Source organism: Streptomyces sp. B5E4 (assembly GCF_039871555.1).
Taxonomy (GTDB): Bacteria; Actinomycetota; Actinomycetes; order Streptomycetales; family Streptomycetaceae; genus Streptomyces.
Genome location: NZ_JBDPMI010000020.1, coordinates 34,327 through 53,704, shown reverse-complemented (window position 1 = coordinate 53,704; position 19,378 = coordinate 34,327). Strand labels below are relative to the sequence as shown.

The 19,378-nt window shown below is 72.6% G+C and carries 11 protein-coding genes and 2 tRNA genes; 7 read left to right on the top strand and 6 right to left on the bottom strand.

Features of this window, described 5'->3' with window-relative positions; genetic code table 11:
* Nucleotides 1-200 precede the first annotated feature (200 nt).
* On the top strand, nt 201-1,208 hold the full coding sequence (locus ABGA99_RS23710; RefSeq protein ID WP_347575315.1) for an ABC transporter permease: 1,008 nt from the start codon (nt 201-203) through the stop codon (nt 1,206-1,208).
* An 85-nt stretch (nt 1,209-1,293) separates the two neighbouring features.
* A complete protein-coding gene (locus tag ABGA99_RS23705) occupies nt 1,294-1,563 on the top strand; it encodes a GNAT family N-acetyltransferase (RefSeq protein WP_347574974.1) in 270 nt (89 codons plus the stop codon).
* Between the two features lie 11 nt (nt 1,564-1,574).
* Here the strand turns inward: ABGA99_RS23705 and ABGA99_RS23700 are convergent, their stop codons facing one another.
* Complete coding sequence (locus tag ABGA99_RS23700) at nt 1,575-2,936, bottom strand: serine/threonine-protein kinase (protein ID WP_347583393.1); 1,362 nt, start codon at nt 2,934-2,936, stop codon at nt 1,575-1,577.
* A 1,065-nt stretch (nt 2,937-4,001) separates the two neighbouring features.
* Here ABGA99_RS23700 and ABGA99_RS23695 point away from each other — a divergent pair.
* Nucleotides 4,002-5,258, top strand: a complete 1,257-nt coding sequence (locus ABGA99_RS23695) for an amidohydrolase (RefSeq protein ID WP_347574976.1) — start codon at nt 4,002-4,004, stop codon at nt 5,256-5,258.
* Nucleotides 5,259-5,319: 61 nt separating this feature from the next.
* Here ABGA99_RS23695 and ABGA99_RS23690 read toward each other — a convergent pair.
* From ABGA99_RS23690 to ABGA99_RS23680, 3 genes are all read right to left on the bottom strand, one after another.
* Nucleotides 5,320-5,393 (bottom strand) — tRNA-Phe (locus ABGA99_RS23690).
* Nucleotides 5,394-5,447: 54 nt separating this feature from the next.
* Nucleotides 5,448-5,525 (bottom strand) — tRNA-Asp (locus ABGA99_RS23685).
* Nucleotides 5,526-5,644: 119 nt separating this feature from the next.
* Complete coding sequence (locus ABGA99_RS23680; protein WP_347574977.1) at nt 5,645-6,550, bottom strand: amidohydrolase family protein; 906 nt, start codon at nt 6,548-6,550, stop codon at nt 5,645-5,647.
* Between the two features lie 290 nt (nt 6,551-6,840).
* Here ABGA99_RS23680 and ABGA99_RS23675 point away from each other — a divergent pair, with 290 nt between their 5' ends.
* The gene (locus tag ABGA99_RS23675; RefSeq protein WP_347574978.1) at nt 6,841-8,922 is read left to right on the top strand and encodes a SpoIIE family protein phosphatase; all 2,082 of its coding nucleotides are present in this window, start codon (nt 6,841-6,843) and stop codon (nt 8,920-8,922) included.
* A gap of 226 nt (nt 8,923-9,148) precedes the next feature.
* The gene (locus ABGA99_RS23670; RefSeq protein ID WP_347583392.1) at nt 9,149-12,502 is read left to right on the top strand and encodes a S8 family serine peptidase; all 3,354 of its coding nucleotides are present in this window, start codon (nt 9,149-9,151) and stop codon (nt 12,500-12,502) included.
* Between the two features lie 117 nt (nt 12,503-12,619).
* Here ABGA99_RS23670 and ABGA99_RS23665 read toward each other — a convergent pair whose 3' ends face one another.
* Both ABGA99_RS23665 and ABGA99_RS23660 read right to left on the bottom strand, forming a co-directional pair.
* Nucleotides 12,620-13,816, bottom strand: a complete 1,197-nt coding sequence (locus tag ABGA99_RS23665; protein WP_347574980.1) for a glycosyltransferase family 4 protein — start codon at nt 13,814-13,816, stop codon at nt 12,620-12,622.
* Complete coding sequence (locus ABGA99_RS23660) at nt 13,813-15,144, bottom strand: sulfotransferase (RefSeq protein WP_347574981.1); 1,332 nt, start codon at nt 15,142-15,144, stop codon at nt 13,813-13,815. Before ABGA99_RS23660 ends, ABGA99_RS23665 begins: the two co-directional genes overlap by 4 nt.
* A 555-nt stretch (nt 15,145-15,699) precedes the next feature.
* On the opposite strand from ABGA99_RS23660, the gene ABGA99_RS23655 reads away from it, so the two are divergent.
* Both ABGA99_RS23655 and ABGA99_RS23650 read left to right on the top strand, forming a co-directional pair.
* A complete protein-coding gene (locus tag ABGA99_RS23655; protein WP_347575316.1) occupies nt 15,700-17,739 on the top strand; it encodes a glycoside hydrolase family 6 protein in 2,040 nt (679 codons plus the stop codon).
* A 196-nt stretch (nt 17,740-17,935) separates the two neighbouring features.
* Complete coding sequence (locus ABGA99_RS23650; protein WP_347583391.1) at nt 17,936-19,366, top strand: M20/M25/M40 family metallo-hydrolase; 1,431 nt, start codon at nt 17,936-17,938, stop codon at nt 19,364-19,366.
* The last annotated feature ends 12 nt before the right edge of the window (nt 19,367-19,378 follow it).

Below are 19,378 nucleotides of genomic sequence, written 5' to 3'. Positions count from 1 at the left end.
GCTGGTCGTCTGTGACGGAGGACGAGGGGCCGCGAGGGGGCGGTGCGCGGCGGTCGCGCCCGGTTCCGTGGTCGCGTTCCCGGCGGCGGTTGCTGCCGGCGCACGTACGTCCGCGGCCCCGGCCGCGCCGCTCCCGTGACGTCCGCCGGCGGCCGGCCGGGCGGCCCTTCCCGCCCTTTCCGCGGCCCCTCCCGCGGCCGCTGCCCGAGCAGATCCGCGCCTTCCGCGCCGGGCCGTTCCTGGCGCCGGTGGTGCTGGTGCTGCTCCTGGCCGCCGTGGCGGGGCTCTTCGCCGGTTCGTACACCGCGGCGATGGCGAACCCGACGCCGCACAACCTGCCGGTCGCGGTCGTCGGCGACGTGGCCGCCGAGCCGGACGCGCGGGCGTTCGTCAAAGGGCTGGAGGAGGTGCTGGACGCGTCGGTGGAGCTGCGCCCCTACGCCACGTACGCGCAGGCCAGGGAGGCGGTGGAGGAGCAGCGGGTGTTCGTGATCCTGCGGGTGGGGGAGGACCGGATGCGGGTGGACCTGTCGGGCGCGGCGGGCGCGTCGGTGGCCCGGCTGCTGACCGAGGAGGCGCCGCGGGTGGCGAAGCGGGTGGGGGTGCCGGTCACGGTACGTGACATCAAGCCGCTGCAGTCCGGCGACCCGCAAGGGCTCGCGCTCTTCTACATCTCGCTCGCGGCCGTGATCGTCGGCTTCATGGGCGCAATCCAGTTGAGCGTGCACGCCGGCTCGCTTAACCCGGTGGAGCGGATCGCCTTCACGGCGGCGTACGCGCTGCTCGGCGGCTTCGCGATCTACGCGGTCGTGGACCTGCTGCTGGGGGTGGTACGGCTGCCGTTCCCGCAGTCGTGGCTGACGCTGGCGCTGACGATGTTCGCGTCGGGGATGGTCTTCACGATGTTCAACACCCTGATGGGGCGGTGGGCGATCCTGCCGACGTGGGTGGTGATGGTGCTGGTCGGCAACCCGTCGTCGGGCGGGGCGGTCTCGTGGCCGCTGCTGCCGTCGCCGCTGGGCGAGATCGGCCGCTGGCTGCCGCCGGGTGCGTCGGTCAACGCCCAGCACACGGCGGTGTACTTCGCGGGGCACCAGCATCCGTTCCCGTACCTGGTGCTGGCGGGGTGGGCGATCGCGGGGACGGCGGTGTTCTGGACCTGGCGCCACCGGCACCCGGGCGGGCGGGAGCGGGCCGCCGTAGCGTAGGCGGGATGGAGCGGGACCCTGGAGGGCGGCCCCAGCTACGTCATCCCCCCGGCCCTCCCCGCGCTGCCCCGTCCCCGCGTGGGCGATGGCCGTCCACGACGACACCCCGGTCTCGATCTGCCACACCCCGGCATCGACCCCGAACTCCGCCGAAGCCGGCGCCTGGACCCACCCCGGGTACCGCGGCCGCGGCCTGGCGCCGCACACGGTCACGGCCTGGGCGAAGCTCCAACGCCACCGCACGGAAGCCCTCTTCTCCAGCACCACGGCCACGAACACCGCCTCCCGAGCGGTGGCCCGCACCCTGAACCTGACTCCGCTGGGCTGGGTGTGGACGGTGAGTCACTCCTCGTAGGGCTTGCGGGGTCAGCCGCGCTGGATGCCCCTTGCGTCGAGGAGGAGTCGACGGTGGCCGTCGGAGGTGCGTACGAGGAGTGCGTCGCCTGCTTTTCCGGTGGCGAGGTACCAGGCGCCCGGTGGCAGTTCTTCTGCCGGTGACAGCGTTTCGCCATCCTCGCCGGCGAGTGCGCGATGTTCTGGGACGGCGAACCAGAAGGGCTTGAAGTCGGGGTCTGGGGTTTGTCCGGTGCTGATTCCGATCTCGATGTCCGCCGGGTTGGTGAGGAGTCGGCGGTGGCCGGTGGCCGTCAGCAGGAGGAGTGCGTCGCCTGCTTTCCCGATGGCGAGGTACCAGGCGCCCGGTGGCAGTTCCTCGGCCGGTGACAGCGTTTCGCCATCCTCGCCGGCCAGTGCGCGACGTTCCGGGACGGCGAACCAGAACGGCTGGAAGCCCGCTGACGCGACAGCCTTCTCCTCATCCGGAGCGGGCGGCTGGTGCCCGGCTGCGGTATCGAGTTCCGTGGGTGCATGTACGGGATCGCCCGCACCGTGTGCAGGAGGCGGCGGTGCCGTTCCGCCGTGCGCGGTGGGCGTGGGGTGGCTCCTGGTCGTGGTGTTGAGTGCGGCCAGGAGTTCGCCCGTGGTGATCCGGGCCTGCGCATCGCGGTGGAGGCAGCGCGCGACGATGGCTCGCATCGACTCGGGGAGCGCGGATACGTCCGCGTCGTGATGAGCGACCCGGTACATCAGCGACATGGGCGCGCCCCTGCCGAAGGCCCGGCCGCCGGCCGCGTACACCAACACCGCGCCCAGTGCGAACAGATCACAGGCGGGACCCACCTCTTCCCCCGTGACCTGCTCGGGGGCAAGGTATCCCGGGGTGCCGATCACCTGATCGGTTGCCGTCAGCCGGGTTTCCTCCAGGGCGCGGGCGATGCCGAAGTCCAGTACCCGCGGCCCGTCTTCACTCATGATGATGTTGGACGGCTTCAGGTCGCGATGGACCAGACCGCAGGCGTGGACGGCCTGCAGGGCCTCCGCCAGCGCCGCGCCCAGTGCCTGCAACGCGCCCGTGTCCAAAGGGCCGTCCTCGGCGATCACCTGATCCAGCGGACGTCCGGGGATGTACGCCGTGACCATCCACGGCGGTTCCGCGTCCGGATCGGCGTCCACGACCTGCGCCGTATGGAACCCGCCCACCCGGCGGGCCGCCTCGACCTCACTGCGGAAGCGCGCCCGGAAACCGGGGTCGGCGGCCAGGTCCGCGCGGGCGACCTTCACGGCGACGACGCGCCCCCCGGGGGACCGCCCGCGGTAGACCCGCCCCATGCCGCCGGCACCCAACTTCCCCTCGATCAGGTAGCCCCCCACCTCGCGCGGGTCGCCCACGTCGAGACCGGACAACTGCCCCTCCCCTCGGCCGGCTGCCACCACGCGATCGAGCCTACCGACCCCGACACGCCCTCCCACCCAGTACGCCCGTCGCCGTACGAGAGCACGAGAATGCCCCCTCCGAGGAGGGGCCGCCCAGCCGTGGAACACCACGAGTAAAAGATCAGTGAGCACCGTGCACAATCGGTACACGGAATTGGGCGCCGTGGATATGGGCCCGAGGCGCAGCGCTTCCTAGGGTCGGTTCATCAGTTTTGCGGGGTAACGACGGCATCCATCCAAGCCGGACGACCGCAATTCCACCGAATTCAGGGGGAACGCATGAAGGGCATGCGACGTATCCTCACGGTCGGCGCACTCCCGGCGACCCTCGTGGCGGGCGCTGCACCCGCAATCGCCGACAGTTACCCGAAGGGGGACACCAGGACCGCCTCCCAGACATCAGCAGGTCAACGCTTCGGCGCTTCCGGAACCGACATCGGAGTGAACGCATTCAGTGACTGCGCCCAGGGCCGTCTCTGTCTCTGGGACAACCGGCAGGGAGGCGGTCTGCGCCTCGCTGCCCTCACGCCCCCGAACCCTGGAGCCTGACCAGCGCTTCCGTAAACCGTACGAACAGCGTCTGGAACCGCACAGCGCGTATTGCCCTCCTGGCGGACGTATCCTGCAAGGTCGTACTTCGCACAGACCCGGGCGAGAAGGCGCCGGAACCTGGGTAGCGTCGATCGAATCGGTTGTGACGGTACCTGGAACAACAAGATCGACAGTGGGTGGTTCGTCTAGTAGGTACGGTCGCCCTCTGGAAACTCCCGCCGCCAGGTCGGCGGGAGTTTCTCTGTGCGGGGAAGGCGCTGCGGCGTCTCGGCGGCCGGCTGACGGCCCGTCGGCCGGACGCGGGCAGAAAAATGCCCCCTCCGAGGAGGGGGCAGCGTGTGGGGTGTAGTCAGCAACACCCCGCAACCGGTGGTTCGCCGGATGGCCCGTCGCCTACAGGGGCGGCGACCATTCCGTGACGGTGAATCGCGGAAGGAAGAATTTGTGTGTCGTCTTGAGGAGAGGCACGTGCTGACGCGCCGTACGGTGCTGGTCGGTGCGACGGCGGCCGGTGCGGGGCTGGTGTGGGGGGCCGCGGGGAGCGCCACCGCGGACGGGAGGGCGCGGCCGGTGTCGCGGCAGGCGGTGGACGCCGAGGTGGGGCGGCTGGAGCGGGAGCTGATCGCACTGCGGCGGGACATCCACCGGCATCCCGAGGGTCCGGGCGAGGAGGAGCGTACCGCCGGCGTGGTGGCGCGGGAGCTGCGATCGGCCGGGCTTGCGGTGGCGACCGGGGTCGGCGGCCACGGCGTGGTCGGGGTGCTGCGCGGCTCGCGCCCGGGGCGGACCGTGGCGTACCGCGCGGACATGGACGCGGTGCCGCCCGGCGGCGTCGTCGGTGGCGGCACGGCGACGGCCCACCTGTGCGGGCACGACCTGCACACCACGGTGGGCATCGGCGTCGCACAGGTTCTGGCCCGGCGGCGGCGGCACCTGCGCGGCACGGTGGTCTTCGTCTTCCAGCCCGCAGAAGAGAGGCTGGCGGGGGCGAGCGCGATGATCGAGGCGGGCGTGCTGGACAGTCCCCGGGTCGAGGAGATCCACGCCCTGCACTGCGGGCCGTTCCCGGTGGGCACATTGGCGGTGACACCGGGGTACGGGCTGCCGGGGCAGGACCGCGGCCAGGTGACGCTGTCGGGGCCGGACGCGACCGGTGCCGCGCAGCGGCTGGCCGTGGAGATCGGCGCGCTCGCCACCGTGACGCCGCCGCAGACGACGGCGGACGTGGCGCAGCAGGTCGTCGACCTCCAGACGCCGAACGGTCCGCTGGCCCGGTTCGTCGCCGCCCGGGCCCGGGTCGAGGGGGCCACCGTGGGCTTCGCGTCGCGCTGCTGGCCGGAGGAACGGTACGTGGAGGTACGGGCGGACATCCGCCGGCTGGCCGCGTCTTACCCGGGGGCCGAGGTGAGCTTCGAGCCCGGCCCGTTCCCCGCCATGGTCTGCCCGGAACCCGACGCCCACCGGCTGGCCCGCCACCTCCACCGCGCCCTCGGCCGAGACGCGGTCACCCGGCTGCACGCCGTCTTCCCCTTCAACGGCGAGGACTTCGCCCTCTTCCTGGACCGGATCCCGGGCACGTACACCTTCCTCGGCGTCCACACCCCCGGCACCCCCATCACAGCGGGCTACCCGCACTACCCCGACTTCACCCCGGACGAACGCGCCATCGGCACCGGCGTACGAGCGATGGCGGGCTGGCTGGCGGAACGCGCCGGGTTGGCGTAGACGGGCACGAGAATGCCCCCTCCATGATCCCGGAGGGGGCATTTTTGCTGGTCACGCTATGTGGCTGGGGCCGGGGTCGAACCGGCGACCTTCCGCTTTTCAGGCGGACGCTCGTACCAACTGAGCTACCCAGCCCGATGGCTGGGGACCGGGGTCCCCAGTCGGGTGGCCCTCAGGCGTGCCTGAGGGTGGCGGTCCTGACGGGATTTGAACCCGCGGCCTCCACCTTGACAGGGTGGCGAGCACTCCAAACTGCTCCACAGGACCAGGCTTGTGCGAGCCCTAGTCTCGCACAGTGTGATGCGTGTTCCCTACCGGGATTCTCCGTCGTCGGCTACGGGCCGTGACGTCGCTGGATCAGCGTAGCAGAACCCCAGCCTGGTCCCCTAAACGAAGCGGGGGGCGCCCTCCAGCCCGAAGAGGCGGGCCGCGTTGTCGTGGCAGACGGCGCGGAGCCAGTCGTCGTCCTGGTCCTGGGTGGTCAGCGCGTCCAGGGCGTCCGCGTAGGGGTACGGGGTGTTCGGGAAGTCCGTGCCCAGCAGGATGCGGTCGCGCAGGGCGGACAGGCGGGGGCGGGCGTGGGGTGGGAAGGGGGCGGCGGATTCGGAGAAGGTGGTGAACGCCATCGTCGTGTCGAGCATGACGTCCTCGTGCCGCTCCGCCAGCGTCAGGAAGTCCTCGTACTCCGGCATCCCCAGGTGCGCCACGACCAGCCGCAGCCGCGGGTGCCGCTTCAGCAGCGCTGCGATCGGCGCCGGGCCCGTGTAGGGGCCGGGGACCGGGCCGGAGCCGCAGTGGGTGACGACCGGGAGGGCGGCGTCGGCGAGGAGGGACCAGACCTCGTCGAGCACGGGGTCGTTCGGGTCGTACGCGCCGACCTGGAGGTGGCATTTGAACACCCGCGCCCCCTGCCCCACCGCCCGCCGTACGTCGTCCGCCGCGCCCGGCTCCGCGAAGAACGTCGCCGTGTGCAGGCAGTCCGGCGTACGGGTGGCGAAGTCGGCGGACCAGTCGTTGAGCCACCGCGCCATGCCCGGTTTGTGCGGGTACAGCATCGACGTGAACGCGCGCACCCCGAAGCCGCGCAGCAGCGCCACCCGCTCGGCCTCCTCCTGCCGGTACATGATCGGCCAGGGGCGCCCGACCAGCGGGCCGGCGGCGTCGAAGTACGCCCACACCTTCGCCAGCACGCTCTGCGGCATGAAGTGGGTGTGCACGTCGATCAGCTGCTTGAGACCGAGCGCGCGGCGGAACGCCGCCACCCGGTCCTGTTCGGTATCGGCGCAGGTCACAGGTGTGATCTCCCGTTCGGCTCACGTAGGGTCGACATCGTGCCTGCGTCGATCGTCCACCGGCCGGGAGGCCGTCCGTAAGCCGTGGCCGTGAGGAGAGACCAACGACTCAGCGCCGTCGTGGCCGGCGAGCCGGGTCGTACCGTACGGACTCCCTCCTCGTACGTCCCGGCCGGCAGCCGTCGCGTCACCTCCCGTGCCGTCGGCTCCGCTGCCCGCCGCGCCTCGCCCGGGTGGGGAGAATGTCGTAAAACAGCCCACTTTGCTCGCCGAAGCATAAAATGTGGACAATGCGCACCGACGAGGTCCTGTCCGGTCTGGGTACGGGCGTCTGGCGCTGGGCGGCGCACACCGACCGGGTGGTGCTGGATCCGCAGGCCGCCCGGCTGCTCGGGCTGCCGCCCGAGCCGGGCACCGTACACGCCCCCGCGGTCCGCGCCCGGCTGCACGGCGTCGACTTCATCGAGCTCAACGGCATCCTCGACCTCGCCCTCGCCGAGGGCACCCTCGCCGAGGGCCGGCTGCGCGTCATCGACACCCGCGGCGACGTCGTCCGGGTGGTGCGCTGCCGGATGCGGGCGCTGGAGTCGTCGCCGGGGGAGCAGACCGACATCGTCGGCACCGTCCAGGAGGTCATCGACGTACCCGCCGGGCCCGGCGACGGGCCGCGGGGAACCAGCGACTGGCGGCTGTCGCGCGAGGCGTTCCTGCTCTCCGCCGGCCGGGCGCTGGCCGAGGCGCGGTCCACCGACCAGGTGATGCGGGTGGCGGCGTCGCTGTCGATGCCGGGCTTCTCGCCGGACGCCATGGCGGTCTTCGCGGTCGAGGGCGACGACCTGGTCCTCATCGGGCACCACGGCTACCGGGCCGACGACATCGAGCCCTTCCGCACCGTCCCCATGGACTCCCCTTTCCCCTCCGCGGAGGCGGCGCGCACCTCCCGCGCCGTGTACATCGCCGGCCGCAAGGACTACGCGCGCCGCTTCCCCGAGGCGTGGCGGTACGCCCGGGCCCTGCCGCGCGGGTCGTGGGCGTTCCTGCCGCTGATCGCGGAGGGGCGGACGGTCGGTGCGTGGATGGCGGCGTTCGCGGAGGTGGTGCCGTTCACGCCGGACGAGCGGTCGGTGCTGACGACGGTGGCGCGGATGCTGGGGCAGGCGCTGTCGGACGCGTACGTGCACGAGTCGGAGCGGGAACTGGCGGAGGGGCTGCAGCGCAGCATGATGCCGGCGGTCGCGCGTGTTCCCGGCTTCGACGTGGCGGCGCGGTACGTCCCCTCCGGGGGCGGGCTGCAGATCGGCGGCGACTGGTACGACGTCTTCGCGCTGCCCTCCGGGCAGACGGCCCTGGTCATCGGGGACGTCCAGGGGCACGACGTACGGGCCGCGGGGCTGATGAGCCAGCTCCGTATCGCCATCCGCGCGTACGCCTCCGAGGGCCACCGCCCGGACGCCGTGCTGACCCGCGCCTCCGCCTTCCTCACCCGGCTCAACGAGCGGCAGGTCGACGACCCCGCCGACGCCCGCTTCGCCACCTGCCTCTATCTCCAGGCCGACCCGGCGACCGGCACGCTGACCGTGGCCCGCGCCGGGCACCTCGACCCGGCGGTCGCGCTGCCCGACGGCACGATGATCATCCACCCCAGCGACGGCGGCGTGCCGCTCGGCATCGAGGCCGACCCGGTGTACCCGCTCTCCGAGCACAAGATCGACCCGGACGAGACCATGCTCCTGTGCACCGACGGCCTGGTGGAGACCGGCGGCCACGACCTGTACAGCGGGCAGGCCCGGCTCGGCGCCGCGTTCGCGGCGACGCTCGGCGCGGGTCTGGAGACGGTGGCGGACGCGATCGTGGACACGGTCACGGGGCCCGGTTCGTACGCCACCCGCGGGCCGCACTCCGGGCGCACCCAGGACGACATCGCGTTCGTCCTGCTCCGCACCGCGGGCGCGACGCGGATGGCGCACCCGGAGTCGGAGCGGCACATGTACCTGGCCGTGCCGCAGTCCGAGCAGCAGCGCATCTCCGACGCCCGGCACCAACTGCGCGGCCTGCTCTACGACTGGGCGACGGCGGACCAGATCGACGCGGCGGAGCTGGCGCTCTCCGAGATGATCGCGAACGTCATGACGCACACGGACAGCACCGCCAACGTCCTCGCCGACCTCACGGGACCGCCGGGACGGCGCGTGCTGCGGATGACGATCGCCGACGCGGACGGCAACCTTCCGCACCGCCGGCACCCGGGCGAGATGGCCTCGTCCGGCCGCGGGGTGCTGCTGTTGCAGGCGCTGTGCGACAACTGGGGCGTGGAGCCGCAGGGGGACGGCAAGGCGATCTGGGCGGAGATCCGCGAGCACGAGCAGGAGTGAGCCGTACGGCGGGCAACACCCGTGCGAACGGCAGTACTTGTCACCGCTGAACAAAATCGCCTGCTGAACAACTCCCCTCGCCGCCCCCTGACCTGCGCCCTTGCCGACCCGCCCGGCGAAACCCCAAAGCGGAGGGAACCACTCCGCGCCGTTTGGCGGATCATTGTTCGAGGAGGGGTGGGGGCGCCAGTGACTCCTGACCCCTTGAGACACCGGGAGGGGTTAAGTGCGCAGACATTTCACGAGGGCGGGGTCCGCCGCTTTAGCGGCCGCCGCGGCGACGGCGCTCACGGCGGGCCTCATGGCCGCGCCCGCGGCGTCCGCCTCGCCGGCCGCCGGATCGGCCGGGTCGGCCGGGGGGAACGGCCAGGCGCCGTACGCGAAGCAGGACGGCACCTGGGTGACGCTGATCACCGGTGACCGGGTACGGGTCGCCGACGGCAAGGCCGTCGCGATCGACCGCGGGCCGGGCCGCGCGGGAATACCCATAAGCACCTTCGAGCGGGCCGGACACACCTATGTCGTCCCGCGGGACGCCACCGCGCTCGTCGCCGACGGCACGCTGGACCGCCGGCTGTTCGACGTCACGCTCCAGGCCCGCCCCGAGTACGTACGCCAGCAGCGGGCGGGTCTGAAGCTCATCGTCGACTACCGCGGCGAGAGCCCCGCGGCGCAGAACCGGCTGCACGCCGCCGACGGCACCGACGTCGAGCACCGCTTCCCGCGGCTCAACGCCGAGGCCGTCACCACCGCCAAGGGCCAGGCCGCCGCGGCCTGGAAGGCGCTGACCCGCGCCGAGGGCGGCGAGAGCGCCGCCGAGCCGCTGGCCGCCGAGTCCGGCGTCAAGCGCGTCTGGCTGGACGGCGTGCGCCGCGCCAGCCTGGACGTCAGCGTGCCGCAGATCGGCGCCCCGGCCGCCTGGGACGCCGGCTACAAGGGCGACGGCGTGAAGATCGCCGTGCTCGACACCGGCGTCGACGAGACCCACCCGGACCTCGCCGGACAGGTCGTCGCCAGCGAGAACTTCACGCCCGCCGCCGACGCCGAGGACCGCTACGGCCACGGCACCCACGTCGCGTCCATCGCGGCCGGTACGGGCGCGAAGTCGGGCGGCAAGTTCAGCGGCGTCGCGCCGGACGCGAAGCTGCTCGCGGGCAAGGTGCTCGACGACGACGGCTACGGCGACGACTCCGGCATCCTCGCCGGCTTCGAGTGGGCCGTCGCCCAGGACGCCGACATCGTCAACCTCAGCCTCGGCGGCGGCGACACCCCCGAGATCGACCCGCTGGAGGAGGCCGTCAACCGGATCTCCGCCGACGAGGGCGTGCTGTTCGCGGTGGCCGCGGGCAACGAGGGCTCGGGCAGCCACACCATCTCCTCGCCCGGCTCCGCCGACGCCGCACTCACCGTGGGCGCGGTCGGTGCGAACGGCGGGCTGGCGGGCTTCTCGTCCCGCGGTCCGCGGATCGGCGACAGCGCGGTCAAGCCCGACGTCACCGCCCCCGGCGTGGCGATCACGGCGGCCGCCGCGCCCGGCAGTGTCATCGACCAGGAGGTCGGGCAGAACCCCGAGGGGTATCTGACGATCGACGGTACGTCCATGGCGACCCCGCACGTCGCGGGTGCCGCCGCGCTGCTCGCGGAGCAGCACCCGGACTGGACGGGCCAGCAGCTCAAGGCCGCGCTCTCCGCGTCCGCCAAGCCCGCCGCCAAGCGCGGCGCGTTCGGCCAGGGCGCCGGGCTCATCGCCTCGGACCAGGCGGTGGGGCAGTCGGTGGTGAGCGAGCCGGCGTCGCTGAGCTTCGGCAAGCAGGAGTGGCCGCACCAGGACGACGAGCCGGTGACGAAGTCGATCACGTACCGGAACCTGGGCACCGAGGACGTCACGCTGTCGCTGACCGCGTCCACCGTGCAGCCCGGCGGCGCGGCCGCGCCCTCGGGGATGTTCAGCATGGGCACCGACGTGATCACGGTTCCGGCCGGTGGCACCGCCGAGTTGCCGGTGACCGTCGACACCCGCCGCGGCGGGGACGTCGACGGCGCGTACTCGGTGTACGTCACGGCGACCGGCGACGGCCAGCGCGTCGTCACCCCGGGCGGCGTGGAGCGCGAGGGCGAGTCGTACGACGTCACCCTGAAGTTCCTCGGCCGCGACGGGCAGCCGACCACGGACGGCGCCGGGTTCCTGACCGGCATGGAGGAGAGCAACTGGGAGATCTGGGAGAACGTCGAGGGCCGGGAAAGCGTCACCGTGCGGGTGCCGAAGGGCCGTTACCTGGTCAGCGGTGACGTCGCGACGTTCGACGGCGACGAGCTGACCGAGTACGACTGGATCAACCAGCCGCGCCTGGACGTCACCGGGAACGCGACCGTCACCCTCGATGCCAGGACCGCGAAGCCGGTCGACCTCACCGTGCCGGACGCCGCCGCCGTGCGGACGAACCTCGACATGGGCGTGGACGTCTCCGCGGACGGCATGGGCGCGGGACTGGGCACCTCCGTCCCGGGCGACGCCGACACCCGCAGCGCGCACCTCGGCCCGGCGACCGCCGCCGGCGAGCTGTACCAGCAGGTCCAGGCGAACTTCGCGAGCGGTGCGCGCACCGAGTACCAGACCGTCTACAGCGACGCCAACCGCACCACCGCCTGGACCGGCATCACGCGGGCCACCCCGCAGAGCGAGCTGGCCAGGCTCGACCTCACGCTCGGCTCCTCGGCGGAAGGCCGGCAGGGCTTCGTGTGGGCGGTGCCGTACATCGCCGGCAGCACCGGCGCCACGGCCAACCAGCGGGCCCTGCCGTACGAGGGCACGCTGTACGTGCGCGGCGGCGACCGCATCAACTGGGAGCTGGAGTACTGGCAGCTCGGTGACGCGTGGGAGGACATCGCCTACATCAAGGAGGCGCGCACCTACGCCGGCGGCAGCACGTACAAGGCGTCCTTCAACGCCGCCGTGGTCGGCCCGATCCTCACCAAGGACACCGGCGTCCACCGCGACGGCAACACGATCGACGCCCTGATCCCGATCTATCTCGACGACCCCGCCCACTTCGGCTACTCGCTGTACGAGAACGCCGACACCACCCTGTACCGCAACGGCACGAAGCTGGGGTCGGTGGCCGACCTCCCGATCGGCGCGCAGTTCACGGTGCCGGCGGGCAGCGCCGACTACAAGCTCACCACCTCCTCGACCCGCCCGGCCACGGTCGCGCGGACGTCCACGAAGGTGACCGCCACCTGGACCTTCTCCTCCGCCAGGACCGACAGCCCGAAGAAGCTGCCGATCTCCGTGGTGCGCTTCTCGCCGACGCTGTCGGCGGCGAGCAGCTCCAACGCGGGGGCGACGAAGACGGTCCCGGTCAAGGTGCTGGGCTCGGCGGCGGGCAGCAACCTCAAGTCGCTGACCGTGTGGTCCTCCACCGACGGCGGCTCGACCTGGAAGGAACTGCCGGTGCGGGACGGCAAGGTGACCGTGGTCAACCCGGCCGCGGGCAAGACCGTGTCGTTCAAGGCGAAGGCCGTGGACGAGCAGGGCAACAGCGTCCAGCAGCGGATCTTCGACGCCTACCGGGCGCGGTGACCGCGAGCGGTCCGTACCGTAGGTGAACGACCGTACCTGACCGCTCGCCGAGCGGCCCGTACGGGAGAACGGCCCCTGGTCCGGCGACGGATCAAGGGCCGTTCGTCGTACGTGCCCTCAGGCCGCCGTCCGTACGAGCTTCCGCCGCGGCGCCGCCCGCTCCGCGGCCAGCGATCCGAACAGTTCCTCCCACCGCGGATGCACCGCCTCCGGCGCGTACCTCCGCGACTTGGCGAGCGCTGCCGTGCCCATGTCCGCGCGCATGCCCTCGTCGTCCATCATCTGCCCCATGGCCACCGCGAGCGCCTTGACGTTCTTCGGCGGCACGAGCAGACCCTCGCGGCCGTCGGTGAGGACGTCCGCGGGTCCCGTCGGGCAGTCGTAGCTGACCACCGGCAGGCCGTGCGTCATCGACTCGATCATCACCATCGGCAGGCCCTCGAAGCGCGAGCTCAGCACGAACATCGACGCCTTGGCCAGCTCGTCGTCGAGCCGCGGCGTGAAGCCCATGAGGAAGGCGTGGTTGTACACGTGGTGCCGCTCGATGAGCCGGCGAAGCTGCGGTTCCTTGTCGCCGGTGCCGAAGATCCGCAACTGCCAGTCCGGGCGGGTGGCGACGGCCTGCGCGAACGCCGGGATGAGGTAGTCGAAGCCCTTCTGGTTCTTCAGCCGTCCGGCGGCGATCACGATGCGGTTGGCGTACGTCGACTGCCGCTTCGCGCCCGTGTGGACGGCGTTGGGGATGCACACGACGCGGGTGCCGGGCAGCAGCCGCGCGTACTCGTCGCGGTCCCGCTCGGTGAGCACCGCGACCGCGTCGAAGCGCGCGTACAGGCGGGTGATGGCGGCGCGCACGTCGGGGTGGTGGGTGGCCAGGTTCATGTGCTCCTGGCCGACCCGGATCACGTCGGTGCTGGCGTGCTGCGCGGCGAGGATGTTCAGCGACGGGCGGGTGGTGACGAGCACCCCGCCGCGCAGCCGCGCCATCCAGCGGATCACCCGCGTCTCCACGTCCCGGGTGAAGTGCTCGCGCGAGACCTCGCCGTGCGGTACGAACCGGGAGGGCCGGTCGCGGTTGCTGAACCGGGCGGTCCACGCGCGCGTCTCGGGGAGGGCGGGGGCGCCGTAGGAGTCGACGATCGCGGTCACCCGCACCCGCCGGTCCAGCGGGAACCACGGCGACTCGCGGCGGCGCAGGACGCTGATCACCTCGACGTCGTGGCCCGCGGCGGCCATGGAGCCGGCCTGGTTGAACACCGTGCGGATGGTGCCGCCCTTGCCGTAGGCGTTGAGGAGCAGATAGCGGATCTTCACGAGAGCGTCCGGGAGAGGTCGTCGCGGAGCTGGCACGCGATGGAGAGGTTGTCGCGGACGGTGTAGTAGGGCTTCACCTGGATCGTGTCGGCGTCGGACGACACGGACTGCGCGGGGAACACCATGATGTTCTTCTTCTGCTCGATGTCGTCGAGGATCCGGGGGGCCCGCAGCCGGACCTCCCGGGTGCCCGCGCCGGCAGTGAGGTGGAGGTCCCACTTCGCGGGCAGCGCGATCCCGGAGGGCGCCAGGTCGGCGACGGGCACGCTGGCCTCGAACGTCTCGCCGTGCAGCGTCGCGGGGTAGTCGAGGCGGCGCTCCGGCGAGCCGGTCAGCGTGACGGCCAGCCGCCAGCGCGGGGCGGGGTCCTCGGCCGCGGGGACGCCGTGGAGGCGGCCGACGACGCGGATGAGGCCGTCGCGCGGCCAGACCTCGGTGACCTCGGCGCAGGGGTCCTCGGCCGCCGCATCCGGCGGGGCGGTGTCCGTGAGGTAGCCCCACGCGGTGCTGATCTCGCGCAGCGCCTCGGGCACCTCGGTGGACTCGGGCAGCGCGCGCCCCTGCTGTACGCGGCCGCTGCGGATCTTCTCCTTCCAGTCGCCGAGCCCCTTCGGCAGCTCGCCCTCCTCACGGGCGCCGTAGTCGAGCATCTCCGGCTCGTAGGCGATGCCGAGGAAGTCGCAGATGCTGCGGAGCACGCTCTCGGGGTCGGTGGTCAGATCCTCGTAGCGCACGACGTGTCCGGGCAGCTCCCGGCGGGCGCGCTCGGTGGCGCGCGTGTAGTGCAGGGCCTGGAGCGCGGCCTGGTCGGGGGTGCGCCCGGACGGGTCTGCCTCGTACCAGGACTGCGCGATGGAGGCCGGGTGGCGCAGCAGGAAGACGAAGCGCGCGTCGGGCCAGCAGGCGGCGATGCGCTGGTACGCGAAGGCGTTGTTCGGCGTCTTCTCGACCAGGATGTCCTTGCCGGAGCGGACCAGCTCGCGGTGGAGCACGCGGTCCCAGAGCAGATGCTCCAGGTCGGTGCGCTGGAGGTCCAGCTCGTTCATCGCCTCGACGGCCAGCTCGGTGCCGGCGGTGACCTCCAGCCGGCGCACGTGCAGCTCGTGCGGCGCGTGCAGGCGGGAGTGGCCGCCGAGCAGCATGCGCAGCAGGGTGGCGCCGGAGCGTACCGGGGTGATGAGGAAGACGGGCTGCCGGATCAGCCGGTCGACCTGCGGGTTCGCGGGCGGGCGGTAGTCGGGCCGACGGCCGGGGCGCACGGCTGGGGTGGCGGCCTTGGCCTTCTTGGGGTGCGGCCGGGGCGCGCGCCGGATATGGAGGCCGGTCAATCGGCCGAGTGCTCTGTTCAGTTGCCGCAGCATTGTCCACCCGTCCGTGCGAGAGGTGTTTCCGGACCCGGAAAACGACGCGGCGGGCAAAGGGTTGCGCTCCGGCGGATTCTTCAGATCTCCGTACGGAGGAACGTGCCGGTGAGGCGGGGGGCGCGGGAACGCCTCGTGCGCGGGGGGTTGACAGTCCCGCGGGCTTGCCCGACGGTGGGAGCGCTCCCATAGCTTCAAGCCTTGCACGCAGTACGCACGTTGCACGTACGTCGCAGGCCATGCGCGCGCATGTGCTCTGCACGTCGATCCGAGGGCACTCCCCCACGTGCCGCGCACGCACGCAAAGCCCCGGTGGCGGGGAAGCCCTCCCGCTGCGTCCCGCCACCGGTCCCGCTATCCGAGAGGAGCACGAGAGCCGCGATGACAGTGCGAAGAAGCAGCAGTGGAAGCAGCCCCGGCCGAAGCGGCAGTGGGCCACGCACCAGCACCCGTGCCGGTAGTCGACGCAGACCCTGGCGTCCCGCGGCGATCCTCGCCGCACTCGCCGTCGGCGCCGCCCTGGTGCTCACCGGCACCGCGGCGCCCACCGCCGGCGCGGCCGCCCGCGTGGACAACCCCTACGCCGGCGCCACCCCGTACGTGAACCCCCAGTGGTCCGCGAGGGCCACCGCCGACGGCGGCGAGGCGATCGCCGACCAGCCCACGTTCGTGTGGATGGACCGCCGCGCTGCGATCGGCGGAATCGGCGAGGCCTGGGGTCTGGAGCGGCACCTGGACGAGGCGCTCGACCAGGGTGCCGACCTCTTCCAGGTCGTCATCTACAACCTGCCGGGCCGCGACTGCGCCGCGCTCGCCTCCAACGGCGAGCTGGAGCCCGAGGAACTCGACGTCTACAAGTCCCAGTACATCGACCCGATCGCCGACATCCTGGCCGACCCCAAGTACGCGAGCCTGCGCATCGTCACACTCATCGAGCCCGACTCGCTGCCCAACATGGTCACCAACGCGGGCGGCACCGCCGGCTCCACCGACGCCTGCGTACAGATGAAGCAGCTCGGCAACTACGAGAAGGGCGTCGGCTACGCGCTGAACACGCTGGCCGACATCCCCAACGTCTACAACTACGTCGACGCCGCCCACCACGGCTGGCTCGGCTGGGACTCCAACCTCGCCCCGTCCGTGGACGAGTTCAAGAAGGCCGCCACCTCCGAGGGCGCCACCGTCGGGGACGTGCACGGCTTCATCGTCAACACCGCCAACTACTCCGCCCTGAAGGAGCCGTACTTCGAGGTCGGCGGCAACGTGGGCGGCACACCCGTGCGGCAGGCGAAGTGGGTCGACTGGAACCAGTACGTCGACGAACTGTCCTACGCCCAGGCGCTGCGCAGTCTGCTCGTCTCCCGCGGCGGCTTCGACTCCGGCCTCGGCATGCTGATCGACACCTCCCGCAACGGCTGGGGCGGCGCCGACCGGCCCACCGGCCCCGGGCCCACCACCTCCGTCGACGACTTCGTCAACGGCGGCCGCGTCGACCGGCGCATCCACCCCGGCAACTGGTGCAACCAGTCCGGCGCAGGACTGGGCGAACGGCCCGTCGCCGCGCCCGAGTCGGGCATCGACGCCTACGTATGGGCCAAGCCGCCGGGCGAGTCGGACGGCGCCAGCGAGGAGATCGACAACGACGAGGGCAAGGGCTTCGACCGGATGTGCGACCCCACGTACGAGGGCAACGAGCGCAACGGCAACAACCCCTCCGGCGCCCTGGCCGACTCGCCGCTGGCCGGCCACTGGTTCTCCGCGCAGTTCCGCCAGCTCGTCGCCAACGCCTACCCGCCGGTCGACGGCGGCGGCGGCCCCGGCGACGACACCCAGGCGCCGACCGTGCCCACCGGGCTGCGGGTGACCGGGACGACGGGCGCCAGCGCCTCCCTGTCCTGGACGGCGTCGAGCGACAACGTCGGCGTCACCGCGTACGACGTCTTCCGCGACGGCACGCAGGTCGGCTCGACGGCCGGCACCACCTTCACGGACGGCGGGCTGCGGGCGGGCACGTCGTACGCCTACGCGGTCCGCGCCCGCGACGCGGCGGGCAACGCCTCGGCGCGTACGTCCCCGGTGACCGCCACCACCGGCACCGACGGCGGCGGGAGCGGCGCGGTGAAGGTGCAGTACAAGAACACCGACGCGGCCGCGACCGACAACCAGATCCGGATGGGCCTGCAGGTCGTCAACACCGGCAGCACGCCGGTGAACCTGGCGACGGTCAAGGTCCGCTACTGGTTCAGCGGCGACTCCGGCGCCACGTCGTTTTCCACGTGGTGCGACTGGGCCGTCGTCGGCTGCGGGAGCGTCACGCACGGCGTGAGCGCGTCCGGCTCCTCCGCACCCGGCGCGGACCGGTACCTGGAGGTGGGCTTCGGCTCCGGCACGCTCGCGCCGGGCGCGTCGACGGGCGAGATCCAGGTGCGGCTGGCGAAGAGCGACTGGTCGAACTTCAACGAGTCGGACGACTACAGCCGCGCCGCGAACACCGCCTACGCGGACAACCCGCGCGTCGGCGTCTACACCTCCGGCACGCTCACCTGGGGCACCGCCCCCTGACGGCCGGGCGGCCCCTCCCCCGCCCGGCCACCCCGGACCATCCGTCCGGGCCCGACGCCCCCACCCGGTCCGCCCGGCGTGGGGGCGTCCTGCGGGTGCGCCGGGAGGCGGGGTTGTCAGGGGCGTGGGGGTCGACGAGCATGGCGGCCGGTGTAATTGTCATGGCCACTGCCAGTTCGTGTGGAGGGGAGACCCCGTGTCACCGCAACCGCGAGGTACGAACCGGAGGACCGTCCTGGCGGCCGGTGCCGCCGCCACCGCCGCCGCCGGGGTCGCGGCCGGGCCGGCCGCCGCGCGCGGCCCGGCCGCGCCGGCGGACCAGGGCTCCGACCGGCCGCCCGCCACCGCCCAGCGACCCGCGCGGGAGCTGCGGGCCCTGCTCGCCGAGGTGGACGCCGACCGGATCGAGGCAGACGTGCGCCGGCTCGCCGCCTTCGGCACCCGGCACACCCTCTCCACCCAGGACGACCCCGACCGCGGCATCGGCGCCGCTCGGGACTGGATCCACCGCCGGATGCGTCAGCACGCCGCCGCCTCCGGCGGCCGGATGACCGTCGAGCTGCAGTCGTACGTCCAGCAGCCCGCCAACCGCATCCCCGTCCCCACCCGCATCACCAACGTCCTGGCCACCCTGCGCGGCGACACCGACCCCGACCGCGTCTACGTCGTCTCCGGCCACTACGACTCGCGCGCCGGCGACGTCATGGACGCCACCTCCGACGCCCCCGGCGCCGACGACGACGCCTCCGGCGTCGCCGTCGCCATGGAGCTGGCCCGCGTGCTGGCCACCCGCCGCACCGCCGCGACGATCGTGCTGGCCGCCGTGGCGGGGGAGGAGCAGGGGCTGTACGGGGCCGCGCACATGGCGGAGCAGTTCCAGGTCAGGGGCACCCGGGTCCAGGGCATGTTCACCAACGACATCGTGGGCAGCTCCACCGCCGACGACGGCACCCGCGACCCGCGTACCGTACGGCTCTTCGCCGAGGGCGTCCCCACCGCCGAGACCCCCGCCGAGGCCAACACCCGCCGCTCCGTCGGCGGCGAGAACGACTCCCCGGCACGCCAGCTCGCCCGCTTCGTCCGCGACGTCGCGGACAACGACGCCACCGGCATGGACGTCCGCGTGATCTACCGCCGCGACCGCTATCTGCGCGGTGGCGACCACATCCCGTTCCTCGAACGCCGCTTCCCCGCCGCCCGTTTCACCGAGCCCGCCGAGGACTACGCGCACCAGCACCAGGACGTCCGCGTGGAGGACGGCAAGCAGTACGGCGACCTGCCCGAGTTCTGCGACTTCGACTACATCGCGCGCGTCGCGCGGGTCAACCTCGCCGCCGTCTGGACCCTCGCCCAGGCCCCGGGCACCCCCACGGGCGTGGGCATCGTCACCTCCGCGCTGACCAACGACACCGAGCTGGTGTGGGACCGCGGCACGGAGCCGGACCTCGCCGGGTACGAGGTGGTGCGGCGGGAGACGACGGCACCGGAGTGGACGCAGGTGGAGCCGGTCGGCGACGTGACGCGGCACACCGTGCGGGCGTCGAAGGACAACCTCTTCTTCGGCGTACGGGCCGTGAACCGCGCGGGGCAGCGCAGCCCGGTGGCCTTCCCGGCCCCCCGGAGCTGAGTGCCGCCGGGT

Bases quoted from the DNA above. Each gene is read 5' to 3' on its own strand.
- ABGA99_RS23705 (WP_347574974.1), top strand. From the start codon at position 1,294: ATGGCCGTCCACGACGACACCCCGGTCTCGATCTGCCACACCCCGGCA.
- ABGA99_RS23675 (WP_347574978.1), top strand. From the start codon at position 6,841: ATGCGCACCGACGAGGTCCTGTCCGGTCTGGGTACGGGCGTCTGGCGC.